This is a genomic window from Streptomyces sp. MUSC 14, assembly GCF_001866675.1.
Classification (GTDB): Bacteria; Actinomycetota; Actinomycetes; order Streptomycetales; family Streptomycetaceae; genus Streptomyces.
Genome location: NZ_MLYN01000042.1, coordinates 1 through 14,484, shown reverse-complemented (window position 1 = coordinate 14,484; position 14,484 = coordinate 1). Strand labels below are relative to the sequence as shown.

General features: G+C 72.1%; 12 protein-coding genes, 1 tRNA gene and 1 pseudogene. 7 read left to right on the top strand and 7 right to left on the bottom strand.

Annotation, left to right across the window (positions count from 1 at the left end; translation table 11 throughout):
• Window positions 1-21: 21 nt before the first annotated feature.
• The 3 genes from BIV25_RS26160 to BIV25_RS26150 form a co-directional block, all read right to left on the bottom strand.
• On the bottom strand, window positions 22-1,557 hold the full coding sequence (locus BIV25_RS26160) for a Stp1/IreP family PP2C-type Ser/Thr phosphatase (protein ID WP_177235426.1): 1,536 nt from the start codon (window positions 1,555-1,557) through the stop codon (window positions 22-24).
• A gap of 140 nt (window positions 1,558-1,697) precedes the next feature.
• Window positions 1,698-2,228 carry an FHA domain-containing protein gene (locus BIV25_RS26155; protein ID WP_071374872.1) on the bottom strand — a complete coding sequence of 177 codons (531 nt, stop codon included), beginning with the start codon at window positions 2,226-2,228 and terminating at the stop codon, window positions 1,698-1,700.
• Between the two features lie 10 nt (window positions 2,229-2,238).
• A complete protein-coding gene (locus BIV25_RS26150; protein WP_071374871.1) occupies window positions 2,239-3,084 on the bottom strand; it encodes a DUF3662 and FHA domain-containing protein in 846 nt (281 codons plus the stop codon).
• 415 nt (window positions 3,085-3,499) lie between these two features.
• Between BIV25_RS26150 and BIV25_RS26145 the strand changes: the two genes are divergently transcribed.
• Window positions 3,500-3,583, top strand: a tRNA-Leu gene (locus BIV25_RS26145).
• Between the two features lie 190 nt (window positions 3,584-3,773).
• On the opposite strand, the gene BIV25_RS50455 is transcribed toward BIV25_RS26145, so the two are convergent.
• Window positions 3,774-4,328, bottom strand: coding sequence for a hypothetical protein (locus BIV25_RS50455; RefSeq protein ID WP_143076705.1), 555 nt, complete (start codon window positions 4,326-4,328; stop codon window positions 3,774-3,776).
• Between the two features lie 32 nt (window positions 4,329-4,360).
• Window positions 4,361-4,504 carry a hypothetical protein gene (locus BIV25_RS53150; RefSeq protein WP_256256074.1) on the bottom strand — a complete coding sequence of 48 codons (144 nt, stop codon included), beginning with the start codon at window positions 4,502-4,504 and terminating at the stop codon, window positions 4,361-4,363.
• Here BIV25_RS53150 and BIV25_RS53145 point away from each other — a divergent pair.
• Window positions 4,488-4,695: pseudogene (locus tag BIV25_RS53145) on the top strand (IS5/IS1182 family transposase); the annotation flags it as partial. The gene BIV25_RS53150 and the pseudogene BIV25_RS53145 sit on opposite strands and share 17 nt — an antisense overlap.
• Before the next feature lie 191 nt (window positions 4,696-4,886).
• Window positions 4,887-7,409, top strand: coding sequence for an NB-ARC domain-containing protein (locus BIV25_RS26130; RefSeq protein WP_177235419.1), 2,523 nt, complete (start codon window positions 4,887-4,889; stop codon window positions 7,407-7,409).
• Window positions 7,410-7,424: 15 nt separating this feature from the next.
• Here BIV25_RS26130 and BIV25_RS26125 read toward each other — a convergent pair whose 3' ends face one another.
• Window positions 7,425-9,137 (bottom strand): hypothetical protein, encoded by a 1,713-nt coding sequence (locus BIV25_RS26125; RefSeq protein WP_256256073.1) that lies wholly within the window; start codon window positions 9,135-9,137, stop codon window positions 7,425-7,427.
• Between the two features lie 281 nt (window positions 9,138-9,418).
• On the opposite strand from BIV25_RS26125, the gene BIV25_RS26120 reads away from it, so the two are divergent.
• The 4 genes from BIV25_RS26120 (at window position 9,419) to BIV25_RS26105 (ending at window position 13,000) form a co-directional block, all read left to right on the top strand.
• Entirely contained in the window at window positions 9,419-9,793 is a 375-nt protein-coding gene (locus tag BIV25_RS26120; RefSeq protein WP_071374868.1) for a hypothetical protein, read from the top strand.
• Between the two features lie 280 nt (window positions 9,794-10,073).
• A complete protein-coding gene (locus tag BIV25_RS26115; protein WP_071374987.1) occupies window positions 10,074-11,537 on the top strand; it encodes a DUF2252 domain-containing protein in 1,464 nt (487 codons plus the stop codon).
• 212 nt (window positions 11,538-11,749) lie between these two features.
• Window positions 11,750-12,556 carry a hypothetical protein gene (locus BIV25_RS26110; protein WP_071374867.1) on the top strand — a complete coding sequence of 269 codons (807 nt, stop codon included), beginning with the start codon at window positions 11,750-11,752 and terminating at the stop codon, window positions 12,554-12,556.
• 114 nt (window positions 12,557-12,670) lie between these two features.
• Entirely contained in the window at window positions 12,671-13,000 is a 330-nt protein-coding gene (locus BIV25_RS26105; protein ID WP_071374866.1) for a rhodanese-like domain-containing protein, read from the top strand.
• 198 nt (window positions 13,001-13,198) lie between these two features.
• On the opposite strand, the gene BIV25_RS26100 is transcribed toward BIV25_RS26105, so the two are convergent.
• On the bottom strand, window positions 13,199-14,341 hold the full coding sequence (locus tag BIV25_RS26100) for an acyl-CoA dehydrogenase family protein (protein WP_071374865.1): 1,143 nt from the start codon (window positions 14,339-14,341) through the stop codon (window positions 13,199-13,201).
• Window positions 14,342-14,484: the final 143 nt, after the last annotated feature.

Genomic DNA, 14,484 nt, shown 5'->3' with positions numbered 1-14,484 from the left:
ACAGGGCCTCTCGCGGCGGGGCTACTGCTTGCCGCACTGATCGACGACCTTCTGCTCATCCTCGGAGAGGCTCGGGCCGGGGTTGGGAGTGGCGGACGCGGTCGGCGGCTTCGAGGAGTTCTTCGAAGCGGACGCCGAATCGGATGGGTGCGGCGTAGGTGTCGCCTTGGACGCGAAGGAGGTACGGGTGGTTCCCGTGGTCCCCCCGGCCTCGCCCTGGCCCGTCTTCGCGTTCTTCTGCGACTCCGCGGCCGTACGCTCCGCCTGCTTGCGGCACGCGGAGGCCTGCACCGACAGCGCCTCGATCTTCGTCTCGGCCTGCTGGAGACCGCCCGCCGCGATCGTGTTCTTGACCTGCTTCTGCTGGTACGGCGGCAGGTACTTGAGTTCGATCTCGGGGTGGTCCTTCTCCACCTTCGACAGCGACACCCAGGCCAGATCCTGGCTGATGCCGCGGTAGAGCGCCACGTGCTCGTCCTTGGTGCCGACGTAGTACTGCGTCTGCGTCCAGCGGTAGCCGCCGTAGAGGCCGCCGCCGATCACGGCGAGCGCGAGCGCGCCGTACAGCGTTCCCTTCAGCCAGCCGCGCCTGCGCGGCTTGGTGAAGTCGCCCTCGGCGTAGTCGGCGAAGCCGCCCGTCGGGACGTACCCGTCGGTGTCGCCGGAGCCGGGCGGGCCGAACTCGCCGCCGCCGTGCCCCTGGCGGCCCAGGTGCGAGGCGCGGCCGGCCGGGGTCTGCATGATGCCGTTGTCGTGCAGGTGGTGCTGGTTCTCGGCGACCGCGCCGACCACCACCGGCTGGTCGGACAGCTGCCCGGCGAGGGTGTCGCCGGTGTCCAGGTCCAGCACGTCCGCGATGATGACCGTGATGTTGTCCGGGCCGCCGCCGCGCAGCGCGAGCTGGATCAGCTCCTGCACGGTCTCCTGCGGGCCCTGGTAGCTGGCGAGGGTCTCCTCCATCGTCTGGTGCGAGACGACACCGGAGAGCCCGTCGGAACAGATCAGATAGCGGTCGCCGGCCCGGACCTCGCGGATCGACAGGTCGGACTCGACGTGTTCGCCGCTGCCGAGGGCGCGCATCAGCAGCGAGCGCTGCGGATGCGTGGTCGCCTCCTCCTCGGTGATCCGGCCCTCGTCCACGAGCCGCTGCACCCAGGTGTGGTCCTGCGTGATCTGGGTCAGCACCCCGTCGCGCAGCAGATAGGCGCGGGAGTCGCCGACGTGCACCATGCCGAGCCGCTGCCCGGTCCACAGCAGCGCGGTCAGCGTCGTCCCCATGCCCTCCAGCTGGGGGTCCTCCTCGACCATGGCGCGCAGCTGGTCGTTGGCGCGCTGCACGGCGACGCCGAGCGAGGTGAGGATGTCGGAGCCGGGCACGTCGTCGTCGAGCGAGACCAGGGTGGAGATGACCTCCGAGGAAGCGACCTCACCGGCCGCCTGACCGCCCATGCCGTCGGCGATCGCGAGCAGCCGCGGCCCGGCGTAACCGGAGTCCTCGTTGCCCTCCCGGATCATGCCCTTGTGCGATCCGGCGGCAAAGCGCAGGGACAGACTCATGCCCACCTCGCCCGTCGGTTCCGGGTACAGCCGGTCGTGTCGAGCCACACTGCCCACCCTCCGGTCGGGAGCGCGCCGGCGGCCGGGTGGCGGCCTGCCGCTGTGTGCTCGCTCCGCTCGCGCTCACTCATGACGTAGCACTACTTCCGCAGCTCGATGACGGTCTTGCCGATGCGGATCGGCGCGCCCAGCGGGATCGGTGTGGGGGTCGTCAGCCGGGACCGGTCCAGATACGTGCCGTTGGTGGAGCCGAGGTCCTCGACGATCCACTGGCCGTCGCGGTCCGGGTAGATCCTGGCATGACGGCTGGAGGCGTAGTCGTCGTCCAGCACGATCGTGGAGTCGTGCGCCCGGCCCAGAGTGATCGTCTGGCCCTGCAGCGCGACCGTGGTGCCGGTCAGTGTGCCTTCCGTCACGACCAGCTTGGTGGGGGCGCCCCGCCCGCGCCGGCCGCTGCTCTGCTGCGCGCGCTGCTGGCCGCGCTGCGGCGGGGGCGTGGCGGCCTGCTGCCGGGGCGCCTGCTGCTGGCGCCCGGCCTCCCTACGCGATCCGCGCTGGGTGACGCGCGTACCGAACAGGTCGCTGCGGATGACCTGCACGGCCACGATCACGAACAGCCACAGTACGGCCAGGAAACCCAGCCGCATGACCGTGAGGGTCAGCTCTGACATTGCCCCCGCTTCACCCTTCGGCTTGCCTATAGATAACGGTGGTGCTGCCCACGACGATCCGCGAGCCGTCGCGGAGCGTAGCGCGGGTGGTGTGCTGTCCGTCCACCACGATGCCGTTGGTGGAGCCGAGATCCTGGATCGTGGAGGGCGTTCCGGTCCGGATCTCGCAGTGCCGGCGGGAGACGCCGGGATCGTCGATCCGCACGTCGGCGTCGGTGCTGCGACCCAGCACCAGCGTCGCGCGGGAGATCTGGTGGCGGGTGCCGTTGATCTCGATCCAGTAGCGGGTGCGCCCGCCGCTCGCGGGAGCGGCCGCCGGCGGCTGACCGGCGGGCTGCGGGTAGCCGTAGCCGCCGGGGCGGGCACCGCCGGGCGGCGGCGCCGACGGCATCGGGGGCGCGCCGGCCGGCGTGGCCGGGGGCCCGCCGTGACCACCGGCGCCCGGTGCCGCCTGCGGGGTCTGCGGGGCCGCCTGGCTGCTGGAGGAGGCGAGGGTGCGGCTGCGCACCCGGTACAGACCGGTGTCCAGGTCCTCGGCCTTCTCCAGGTTGACCTTGATCGGTCCCATGAAGGTGTAGCGCTGCTGCTTGGCGTAGTCGCGCACCATCCCGGCCAGCTCGTCCCCGAGCTGCCCGGAGTAGGGGCTGAGCCGCTCGTAGTCCGGCGCGCTCAGCTCCACGATGAAGTCGTTCGGTACGACGGTCCGGTCGCGGTTCCAGATCGTGGCGTTGTTGTCGCACTCACGCTGGAGCGCGCCCGCGATCTCCACGGGCTGGACCTCGGACTTGAAGACCTTGGCGAAGGTGCCGTTCACCAGGCCTTCGAGACGCTGCTCGAACTTCTTCAGGACTCCCATGGGGCACCTCCTCCGTCCCTGCCGTTTCCTAGCCGTGCTCTGTACTACTGCGCTCTGCTCACTGATCGTATCTACGCGCCCGGCGATCAGCCGGTTCCTGCCATGGATCGTAGAGGCGCGTGCAGACCAGTGTCCCGCACCCGGCTGTGGACCCGGTCCGCCTCCTGGGCAGACGGCGGGTACCGGTACGAGGTTGATACGTGAACCGGGTCTCGCTGATACGTGCGACGTCGCGCGGGGCGCAAGGGGCTCGCACGGCATGCGGACGGGACGCCGGCACGGGCAGGAACCGGTGGTCAGGGGCATGGGCCGGACCCTCAGGAAGGGATGTGAACCCACCCCGTACGACGTGCTAATGTTCTGCATGTCGGAAGGGGCCAGCCCGCAGGGGAAGGAACCGGAAGACACACCCAATGCGCGGGTGGCGGAATAGGCAGACGCGCTGGATTCAGGTTCCAGTGCCCGCAAGGGCGTGGGGGTTCAACTCCCCCCTCGCGCACAGACGGAATGGGCGGCATCGCAACGGCGATGCCGCCCATTTCTCTTTCTTCACATTGTTCGTGCTGTGACGCTTGTCTCCGGGCGTACTTGAGCGGACCGTCGAGGGCTGGTCGGTCTTCGGCGGTCCGCGTTGCGTTGCGGATCTCCGACGGGGCTCTGCTCGGTGTGTGCGTTGTGTGAGGAAGGTCTCAGGGAATCATGATGGTGCGCTGTGTGCAGCGGGGTGGGTCGGCCGGATCGGGCTCGGGGTCGACGAGGGGGACGTGGAGGCCGCGGTGGAGGGTGCGGGGCTTCAGGGGCACTGGGCGCGGGCTGAGTCCGCGGGGCGCACGGGCAGTACCAGTTTTGCCCCCGATCAACTGGGCGTCGGCGAAGCCTGCCTGGACGCCGAGCGGGTCCGAGGCGTTGTCGTAGACCGGTTCGTAGCCCATGGCGTGGAGGGGGAGCTGGAAGTTCTCCGGCTTCCGGCCGTTGTCGGCGCGGGCGCCGGCCAGGTAGCCGCGGGGGAAAAAGCGGTCATCGATGTACTGGAGGGCTTCGACGCCTGCCTGGCCGGGGCGGTGGCCGGATGTGTCGATGGGGCCTTCTGATCCTGTCCGTCTTCTTCTGCTCTCTGGCTTTCCGCTTGCTCCTGGCTGCCTCGGCGGGGCCGAAGTCGTCCAGCCGGCATCGGGGCTGACCGAGCCTTTCCAACGGTCTTCCAACAGCGGGAAGGCTTCGCGCGGGGACATGGCCAGGATCATGTGGGACAGGCGCAGCAGACCGTGTCGAAGGCCTAGTGGCCGGCGTTGTCGCGGATCCGGTAACGGATGCCGGCGGTGGGCGTGTCGTCCGGATTCCCCAGCAGGTTGCGGGCCCGCTGGATGGCCCATGCGGCGGTGACAACGCGGATGACGTCGGCGATGTGCTCGGCGACCACGACCCGGCGGCGCCGCGACGAGTGGGTCAGGGCCGGGGCAGGCGCTGCCCTGGCCCGGACGGTACTCGCCGCCCACGACCGGATGGCCGGACTGGATCTGGAGGAGCTGTCCGCGGACGGCTGCACCACCAAGTCCCCTTCCGGCGGCGAGTTCCGGAAGTTCCCCGGTGGACCGGGGCAAGCACGGGCTGGACGCTCGGCCGACAGGGCTTGAGAGAGTCCGTATCGGCTCCCCTGCCGTGTGTCTCACTGATCACAGAGCTGTTCACGGAGGCTCACGCGGCCGGCCGGCACGCCGATGCGCGATGCTGTCCGGGGTCGGCGAGATCGTTCTAGGCTGGCCTCTCCTGCCTGGTGGGCCGGGGGAGGCGAAGGGGGCTTGATGGAAGCGGAGTTGGCGGCGCTCGCGGCGTCGGGGGCGACGACTCTGGTCGGGCTGATGGTCTCCGAGTCCTGGACACAGGCCAAGGAGAGGCTGGTGGGATTCTTCGCCCGGCGTCGCTCGCAGGGGGATGCCGAAGGCGAACTGCGGGCCGCCGGCGAGGCACTGGTCGCGGCCCGGGCGGCGGGCGACGCCGCTGCCGAGGAGGAGATCGAGACCGGCTGGCGGCAACGGCTGCTGGAGATCCTTCGGACGGATCCGGTCGCGGCAGCGGAACTGCGCGGCCTTCTGTCCGACCTCGCGTCCACCGCTTCGTACACGGTGATCAGCGGGGGCGTACACCACGGTCCGGCTTTCCAGGGCGCACACATCCACGGCGGAATCACTTTCACCGTTCCGCAGCCGCCCCCGTTCGACCCGGCCGCGCGGCCGGACCAGGTTCCGGCGCTGACCGTTCCGTTCAGCAACCGGGTACGGGAACTCGCTGTGCTGAACGAGGTGTGCGGCGCGGTCGCCCGGCGCCGGGCCGGCGTCGGTGTCGGGGTGCTGGGCGGACTTCCGGGGGTCGGCAAGAGCGCCATGGCCCGTAAGTGGGCCGACATGTCAAGGGAGTTGTTCCCGGACGGGCAGCTGTACGTCGACTTCGCGGGCCTGCGTGCTCCGTCGGCGGCCGGCGGGGAGACCGGGGCCGCCGATGTCTCCGAGGCCCTGGCGATGGTGTTGCGGTCGCTGAAGGTGAGCGACGACAGCATTCCGGCGTCGCTCGCCGAGCGGGCCAACCTCTACCGGTCCCATTCCGCCGGACGACGGATGCTGCTCGTCCTGGACGACGTGAGCCATCCCGCGCAGGTGCGGCCGCTGATCCCCAAGGGTCCGGGCAGCGTGGTCCTTGCCACGAGCCATGGCAGTCTCCGCGAACTGGTCCTGGACGGCGCCCGGTTGATCCCCTTGGCGCCACTGGACGCGGAGGGCGGGCTCGCCCTGCTGGCGGACCGCTGCGGCGAGGAGGCCGTGGCGGCCGGGAGAGACGCGGCCGGGCGCCTGGTGGAGCTGTGCGGCGGGTTGCCGGTGGCATTGCAGATCGTCGCCGCGCGCCTGCTCCTCGACGAGGCTGTGACCATGGCGTCGCTGGTGGAGGAACTGCAGGACGAGGCCGGAAGGCTGGCGGCGATGTCCCTGCCCGGAACGTTCCGCGACGCACTCTCCGGTGAGGAGTACTCCGTGGCAGCGCTGTTCGCATCGTCCTACCGTCCGTTGCCCCCCGCCGCGGCCCGGCTCTACCGCCTGCTCGGATGGCTGCCGACGGACGGTTTCGACGCGGGCGTCGCCGCGGTCGCCGCGGACATCGACACACCCGTTGCCAAGCGGCTGCTGGACGTGCTGGTGGCCGCCGGACTTGTCGAGTCCCGCCGCGACGGCCGCTTTCGCATGCACGACCTGGTGCGCCTGCACGCCCGCGAACGCGCCGCCCGGGAGGAAGCGCCGGGTGAGGAGAAGTCCGTGACGGAGAGGGTGGCCACCCACTATCTCGCCCTGACCGCGTTCGCCGACCGCGCGGTCCGGAAGGAGCGGCTGAGGATCGCCGACCTGTCCGCGCTGCTCGCGACGTCGGAGGACCCCTTCGCGGGCGATCGCGGTCCGAACCCCCTGGAGTGGCTGGACGCCGAGCGCTCCGCCATCCTGGCCGTCCTGCGGGCCGCCTCGCGGCACCGGTTGCATCGCCTGGTCTGGCCGCTGGCGGAGGCGTTCACGGTGCTGTTCCTGCACCGCCGCTACCTCCGGGCGTGGCAGGAGTCGCTGGAACTCGGCATCGAGGCGGCGGCAGCCGCTGCCGGTGCGGCTGAGACCGCGAGCGAGGTCGCCGAGGCCACCCGGGCCGAGGCGCGGCTGCGCAGCCTGCTGTCCCGCCCGCTGATGGACCTCGGCGAGGCCGACCGGGCGGGTGCGGAGCTGCGGACCGCCATCGCCCGTGCCGAGGTGACCGGCCACCTCGTCCTGCGCGCCTCCGTCCAGGAGTTCCACGGCCGGTACCTGGACCGGGTCGACCCCGCACAGGCCGTCGCCGCCTACCGGCGGTCGTACGAGCTGAATGCCGAGGCGGGAGAGACGCGCGGGGCGGCCATCGCCGCCTACTTCCTCGGCTGCGCGCAGGACGTGAACGGTGAGCACAGCCAAGCGCTGGCGACCCTGGGCAGGGCGCGCCACGACCTGCTCGACCGCGAGGAACCCGACCGGCGCATGGCGGCCCGCGCCCTGGCCGCCATCGGGATCGCCCACGACCGCCTGGGCCAGACCGAGGAGGCGGTGTCCGCATTGCGCGAGGCGGCCGGTGTCCTTGAGGAGCAGCGGGCGACGCACTACGCGGCGCAGGCGCTGGTGACGCTCGTCGGCATCGCCGAACGCACCGGGAGCCACCGGGACAGCGTGCGGGAGTGGCTGTCCCGGGCCGTCGAGATGTACGAGGCGAGTGGCAGTCCCCTGGCCGAGGACCTGCGTCGCCGACTGGAGCACCCCGGCCCGTGACGGTGGATCAGCCGGTCACCACGGGCTGCCCGACCGGAGAGCGGGCCGCAGCCGCAGCACGGCGTCCTCGGCCCGCAGATCTCCGGTCCGCACCGTGACGAAGGCGTCGTCCAGCGGCAGCCCCGCGCGCAGGCAGGCGTAGACGACGGCGGCCGACAGCCCGGGATCCGGTACCGGACCCGTGACGGCCACCTCCACGACCCGGCCGTCCCTGAGTCCGACCAGGCAGCCGCTCCCACGGACGGCCGACGCCGCCAGCAGGCATCCGGGCAGCCGGCCCAGGGTGTCGCGGATCCAGTGCAGCGCGCGGATCGTGGTCGGCGCGGGGCGGTGGTCCAGGACGACGGATGCGCTCTCCGCCAGCCGCGGGTCGCGCTCGGCGTCGGTGCAGGCGAGATGGGCGAAGGTCCGCGGCCCGTCCTCACCGCCGGGTGAGCGTACGGAAGCGGGGAAGCGGCGGACGACGACGGCGGGCTGAGCGTCGTCCATGACCACCTCGGTGGTCACCTGCCAGGACGTGACCGGCGCGGCCGGCGGTTCCGGAGACGGCGGTGCCGCGGCCGAGGGAGGAGGGGACGACGGCTCGGGGAGCCTCAGCAGCTGGTAGAGATCGGCACGGAGCCGTGCCAGGGCCTGCCCCGGTTCGGCGAAGGCCTGCCGCGCGACGGCCGCGTACCGCTGGGGACGGTGCTCGCGTACGGTGTCCCCGATCTGCCGGCGTATGTCGCCGCGAGCGTCGAGCCGGGGCGCGACGGCCCCGAGGGCATGGATCGCGGTTCCCGGCACCGCGTCGGCTCCGAACGCGGCCAGCAGTACCGGCGTACCGAGCGACGCCCCGTACAGCGTCACCGACCCGTGATCACCAATGACGACATCGGCCGCCACGAGCGCCGCCCGCCAGGCGTGGACGGGCGGCATCAGCAGCAGCCCCGCGTCCAGCGCGGCAGCCTGGAGAACACCGAGCTGCCACGTGCTGTGGGCCGCCCATACGTTGGGATGGACGATGGCGGCGACGCGGTACTCGTCGCAGGGAAGCTCGCCGAGGACCCGGGCGAACAGGTCCGGGTGGCTTCCCAGAAGGGACGTACGACCCCAGGTGGAACTGATCACGACCAGGACCTGACGGTCGGCGACGCCCAGCGCCTCGCGGTACTGCCTCCGGTGGTCCTGGCCGGCCAGGAGCTCGTCGAAGCAGGGATCGCCCACCAGCAGCGTGCGGCCGCTGACCTTCGGGTGGGAGGCGAGGAGTTGTTCCTCCTGATCCGGATGAGACACGGCCAGCCAGGCCCGCCCGGACTCCAGCAGCGACTCCGGTACGACGCCGGACAGCCGCTCGCGCGGGCTGCGCGAGTCGGGTACCAGCTTCTGGAAGCCCACGCCGTGCGGCAGTACCAGGACCGGGCAGTCGCCTTCCGGCACGTCGATGTTCTCGCTCGCGGTAAGGACGAGGTCGGGGACGACACTCCCCAGCTGTTCCCAGGGCATGACCCGACAGCCGACGTGATGCAGCAATTCGAGCACGCCGGAGTTGAAGGCCGAGGTCGGGTCGTGGGCGAAGACGACGGTCACACGACTGTCGCCGCGCAACAGGGCGGGCAGGGTTTCGAGTACGCGTACGGTCGAGGTGACCGTCCGCGCGGCGACGATCAGGGTGCGTTCGCCGTGGAACGTGTTCCAGCGGTGGGCATCGGGCCCGACCGGCGCGCGAAGAGGCCGGCTACCGAACAAGGCAACCGCCTATGAGGCAGCCATGTCTCCACCGGCTCGCGGCTCGCGGCTCGCGGCTCGCGGCTCGCGGCTCGCGGCTCGCGGCTCGCGGCTCGCGGCTGAACTATCACACTTCAAATTGAGCGGCAACCTTTCACGCCGGGCATGCCCCGAGACGCCTACACCGTACCGAACGGGCCGACCGACCCACCTTCGACCGGGCTCGGCGGCCTGCTCCTGCGCACGGTTCTCCCATGCCCGGACGGCCGCGTCGAGCTGTCCGGGGCCGAGGGCAGGGAGGGATGCAGCGGCAGGTCCTTCTCTCGCACGTCTCCCGCGAGGCGGCCGCAGGACACCTCGACCACATCGACGCGCGCGTGGAGATCGTGACAGGAACGGACCGGGCGCGGATCCGCCGGCTGAGCGCGGAAGCCGACGACTGCACCAACGCCGTACACCCGCAGGACCGGCTCTCGCGCTGCCCGCACCTCAAGCGCATCGCGAGGGAGTTCCGGGGGGAGGGAGGCCGCTTCGACCGCCGTCGCGTCGTCGTCTGCCGGCCGCACCCCGGGGCCGCGCCGTGGCCGACGTCACCCGTGCCCCAACCTGCACGGCCGACTCTGCCTGGCCGACGCTCATCCGCAAAGCCGGTGCTCAGGAAAGCCTGCACGCTCTGAGGCGCGCTCACCGTCGTGCGGCGCCTGCGCGGCTGCCCTCCTTTGCGTGTGTCGTGTGAGGAAGGTCTCTACCCGGAGGGCTCCCCGACGCGTGCTCCACGGCGCGGTTGTCCACAGGGAGTTATCCACAGGGTCTGACGCGTGACGGCCACCGGCTGTACGGTCTGCACGAGTTGATGTTCGTGCGAAGGGTCGTTCGGCGCCCGGTGCTCGCTGTTCGGCGCCGGGCCCCGATGCTCAGTGTTCGGGGGAGGCGGTCGCGTTGACCGGCGTGGAAGTGATGGCGGGCGCGGAGGCGAACGGGCTCGCGGGTGTGGGCGCGCAGACGGAGACGGACGGGTGCGCGGAGGCGCGAGGGAGCCGTCGGCTGCCCCGCGTGCGCGGCTTCGCCGCATGGCCACGGCAGGGCTCGCCCAAGGACGAGGGCAAGGCCCTGCGGACGAGCGTGCCGCGGGACGCACACCGCACCCTCGACCTGGACCCCGCCCGCCCCGACGCGGTCACCGCGGTCGTCGAGTCCAACGCCGGCCGCATCCCGGACCTGACCCCGCTCCGCGTCGGACGCATGGCCGCCACCCCGTTCGCCTTCCTGCGCGGCTCGGCCGGACTCATGGCCCACGACCTCGCCCGCACTCCGATGACCCGCATCGGCGCCCAGATATGCGGAGACGCGCACGCGGCCAACTTCGGCCTGTACGGCGACCCCCGCGGCGACCTCGTCATCGACCTCAACGACTTCGACGAAACCGTGCACGGCCCCTGGGAATGGGACCTGAAGCGGCTCGCCGCATCCCTCGTCCTCGCCGGACGCGAAGCCGGCGCCGGCGAGGACACCTGCCGCTCCGCGGCACGCGACACGGTCGGCGCCTACCGGCGCACCATGCGCCTCCTCGCCAAACTGCCGGTGCTGGACGCCTGGAACGCCATCGCCGACGAGGAGTTGGTCTCCCACACCGACGCCCACGATCTGCTCGGCACCCTCCAGCGGGTCTCGCACAAGGCCCGGGCCAACACCAGCGGCCGGTTCGCCGCCAAGTCGACCGAGGCGGCCGAGGACGGCGGACGCCGCTTCGTCGACGCCGCCCCGGTACTGCGCCGGATCCCCGACACCGAGGCCGCCGCCGTCGCCGCCTCCCTGGAGCCCTACGTCCACACCCTCAGCGAGGACCGGCACCCGCTGCTCGCCCGGCACGCCGTGCACGACGTGGCCTTCCGGGTCGTCGGCACCGGCAGCGTCGGTACCCGGTCCTACGTCGTCCTGCTCCTCGACCACCGCGAGCAGCCACTGGTGCTCCAGGTGAAGGAGGCCCGCCCGTCCGCCCTGGTCCCGCACCTGGCCACCGCCGGCTTCGAGACCCCGGCGGTGGAGCACGAGGGACGCCGGGTGGTCCTCGGCCAGAAGCACATGCAGGTGGTCAGCGACATCCTGCTCGGCTGGACGACCGTCGACGGCCGCCCCTTCCAGGTCCGCCAGTTCCGCAACCGCAAGGGCAGCGTCGACCCCGCCGCCCTCGCCCCCGACCAGATCGACGACTACGGCCGCATGACCGGTGCCCTCCTGGCCCGCGCCCACTCCCACAGCGCCGACCCCCGGCTGATCGCCGGCTACTGCGGCAAGAACACGGAACTGGACGAGGCCATCGCCGCGTTCGCCGTCACCTACGCCGACCGCACCGAGGCGGACCACGCGGCACTGGTGACAGCGGTGCGCGCGGGCCGGATCGCGGCGGAACCGGGGGTGTGAACAGAGGCGGTACGGCCCCGCCCCCAGAGACGTGCGGCCGTACGGACATGCGGTAGCGGCCGTCGAGGGTGGGAGGCCGTGCCGGTGTGCGGCGGCGGCCGGCGAGGGTGGAGGTGGAGGGGGATGCCGCCCTGCCCGCACGAACCCGCGCCAGGCGCATGATCCTCAGCCCTACGGCGGGATGCCGCACCCGCACCACCTACTCTGGTCGGATGACGACCCCGGAAGCCGAAGAGGCGCCCCGGCCCGAGGAACGGCTCGAGCAGGCCGTACGGGCCGCCGAGCAGGCGTTGATCGAGTACGAGATCGCCGTGGAGACCTTCCGCGTCGAGGTCGAGAACTTCTCCCGGCTGCACGAGCAGCGCCTCGGCCCCCTCTACGTCCGCATCGAGGAGCTCGATGCGGAGATCGCCGAGGCCAAGGCGGCCCGCACCAGGGACCCGGAGGACATCCGCCGCGCCGAGGAGGCCCGCGCCCGCGTCCTGCCGATCCCCGGCGTGGAAGAACTGCTGCACGGCTGGATGGATGGCCACGGCCTGTTCCCGGAGGCCGCCGCCATGCTCACCGACCAGGCCGTACGTCCCCCGGAGCGGGTGCGGCCCAGCGAGGAGGCCCGCAAGCTCTACCGCGAGCTCGCCCGCAAGGCCCACCCCGACCTCGCCCAGGAGGAAGAGGAGCAGAAGCGGCGTGAGGAATTCCTCACCCGCGTCAACGCCGCCTACGCCCGCGGCGACGAGGCACTGCTCCGGGAACTGGCCGACGAGTGGGCAGCCGGCCCCGTGCCGCCCGAGCGTCTGCCGAGCGCCGCCGAGGAGCTGTACGCCCGCCTCGAATGGCTCTCCCGGCGCAAGGAACTGCTCACCCACGTCGCCCGTGAACTGGAGGAGAGCGCGATCGCCGGCATGCTCCGGCTCGCCCCCGACGACCCCGACGGACTCCTTGAGGAGATCGCCGGCCGGCTGCGCGCCGACATCGCCCAGCGGGAGAGCGAACTGGCCGCCCTGCTGGGCCAGGCCTGAGCCGCCGCCGGAGCGGGCCGGAGCCGCCACCGGACCCGGCAGGAGTCGCGACGGTGCCTCGATTGGCACGGGGAAGCTTCGGGTAGCGTCGGGGACATGAGTTTTGGAGCTGGTGTGCCCACGGTCGAGGTCACGGACCTCAAGGACGGCGACTTCCTGCTGGACGTCCGCGAGGACGACGAGTGGCAGGCGGGCCACGCCGAGGGAGCGCTGCACATCCCCATGAGCGACTTCGTGGCCCGCTACGGCGAGCTGACCGAGGCCGCCCCGCAGGACGGCCGCGTCCACGTCATCTGCCGCTCCGGCGGCCGCTCGGCCCAGGTCACCATGTACCTGGTCCAGCAGGGCATCGACGCGGTCAACGTCGACGGCGGCATGCAGATCTGGCAGGCCGCGGGCCGCCCGGTGCTCACGGACGAGGGCAGGCCCGGCCAGGTCCTGTAGCTCTCCCCACGGTCCCTGCCCGGGCCCATCCCTGCAGGGACGAATTCTCCGAGGGCCACGCGACCGCGCCACGCGTGCACGATCCCCGTGCCGTCGGCCCGGGTGAGCCCTGGGTACCTGCGCTCGGCCTGTGCCCGCTCGGCTCGTGTCGGCTTTGGGCCCTGCCCGCTCGGCCCACAGGCGCCGGGTCCGGCGCGGTCAGCCCAGCGGATGGGCCGCCAGCAGATCCCCGAGCCTCTCCTCGTACGCCGCCGCCGGGCCGAGCGCCAGCTCCAGGTGCTTGGCCCAGGCGTGATACCGGTGCAGCGGACTGTCGGTGTCGGCGCCGAACCCGCCGTGCAGATGCTGTGCCGTCTGTACCACCCGGCGCACACCCTCGGCCGCCCAGATCTTCGCCACCGCCACATCCCCGGCGGCGGGCAGCGCGCCCGGAGCCCCCGAGGCGATCCGCCACGCGGCCTGCCAGAGGGTGGCCTCCATGGCGCGCAGATCGATGTACCGGTCCGCGGCCTGCACGGCCACCGCCTGGAACGTCGCGATCGGATACCCGAACTGCTCCCGCTTCCCGGTGTACTCGGCCGTCATCCTCAGCACCCGCTCGCCCAGCCCGAGCGCCAGCGCACAGGTGCCGGTGGCCAGCAGCGCGTGCAACCACTCCCAGGCCCCGTCGGCCTCGACGACCTCGTCCGCGTCGACCCGGACCGACGTCAGCCGCAGCTCGGCCAGCCGCTCCCCACTGGTGGACACCTGCTCGGCGAGTACCACCCCGTCCCGCTCGGGCGGCACCAGCGCGAGCACGGTCCGCTCGGCCGCCGTCCCCTCGACGTGCGCCGGCACGACGACGAGGTCCGCGTCGTACGCCCACGGCACCGCCGTCTGCACCCCGTCCAGCACCCACGCCGACCCGTCCCGCCGTGCGCCCACGGCCAGTTCGGCCGGATCGTGCCCGCTGCGGCCGTGTGCCGCGACGGTCAGCACCAGCTCACCCCGCCCCGCCCGCGCGAGCAGCCGCTCCGCCAACCCCGGCCCGCCGTAGGTCTGTACGGCCGCTGCCGCCGCGCTGTGTTCCAACAGCGGCACCCGGGCCAGTACATGAGCCGACTCGCGCAGCACCAGGCACAGCGCGATCGCGTCCAGACCGGAGCCGCCGTGCGCCTCGTCGAGCAGCAGACTCAGCAGGTCCGCCTCGGCGAGCCGGCCCCACAACTCCCGGTCGAAGCCCTCGGCCACGGCGCCGGTGGTGAGTGCCGGACTGGGCACCGCGTCCGGCGCGACGCCCGCGAACACTCCGCGCGCCGCCTCTGCCGCCGCCCGCTGCTCCTCGGTGAAGGTGAAGTCCACGGCCTGTCCCTCCGGCGGATCGAGTGATCTGACGGTGCGTCAAGATAGAACAGGTTCTAGGAGAAGGGAATGGGGGTGGGGGGTGGAGGGGCGGAGGGGCGTTGGTTCTCGGTGGGTTGGGACTCCTTGTGGGGGCCTCCCCC

Coding starts and splice junctions, on each gene's coding strand:
- BIV25_RS26160 (WP_177235426.1), bottom strand. CDS start 1,557: ATGAGTCTGTCCCTGCGCTTTGCCGCCGGATCGCACAAGGGCATGATC.
- BIV25_RS26155 (WP_071374872.1), bottom strand. CDS start 2,228: ATGTCAGAGCTGACCCTCACGGTCATGCGGCTGGGTTTCCTGGCCGTA.
- BIV25_RS26150 (WP_071374871.1), bottom strand. CDS start 3,084: ATGGGAGTCCTGAAGAAGTTCGAGCAGCGTCTCGAAGGCCTGGTGAAC.
- BIV25_RS50455 (WP_143076705.1), bottom strand. CDS start 4,328: ATGATCCTGGCCATGTCCCCGCGCGAAGCCTTCCCGCTGTTGGAAGAC.
- BIV25_RS26130 (WP_177235419.1), top strand. CDS start 4,887: ATGGAAGCGGAGTTGGCGGCGCTCGCGGCGTCGGGGGCGACGACTCTG.
- BIV25_RS26120 (WP_071374868.1), top strand. CDS start 9,419: ATGCAGCGGCAGGTCCTTCTCTCGCACGTCTCCCGCGAGGCGGCCGCA.
- BIV25_RS26115 (WP_071374987.1), top strand. CDS start 10,074: ATGGCGGGCGCGGAGGCGAACGGGCTCGCGGGTGTGGGCGCGCAGACG.
- BIV25_RS26110 (WP_071374867.1), top strand. CDS start 11,750: ATGACGACCCCGGAAGCCGAAGAGGCGCCCCGGCCCGAGGAACGGCTC.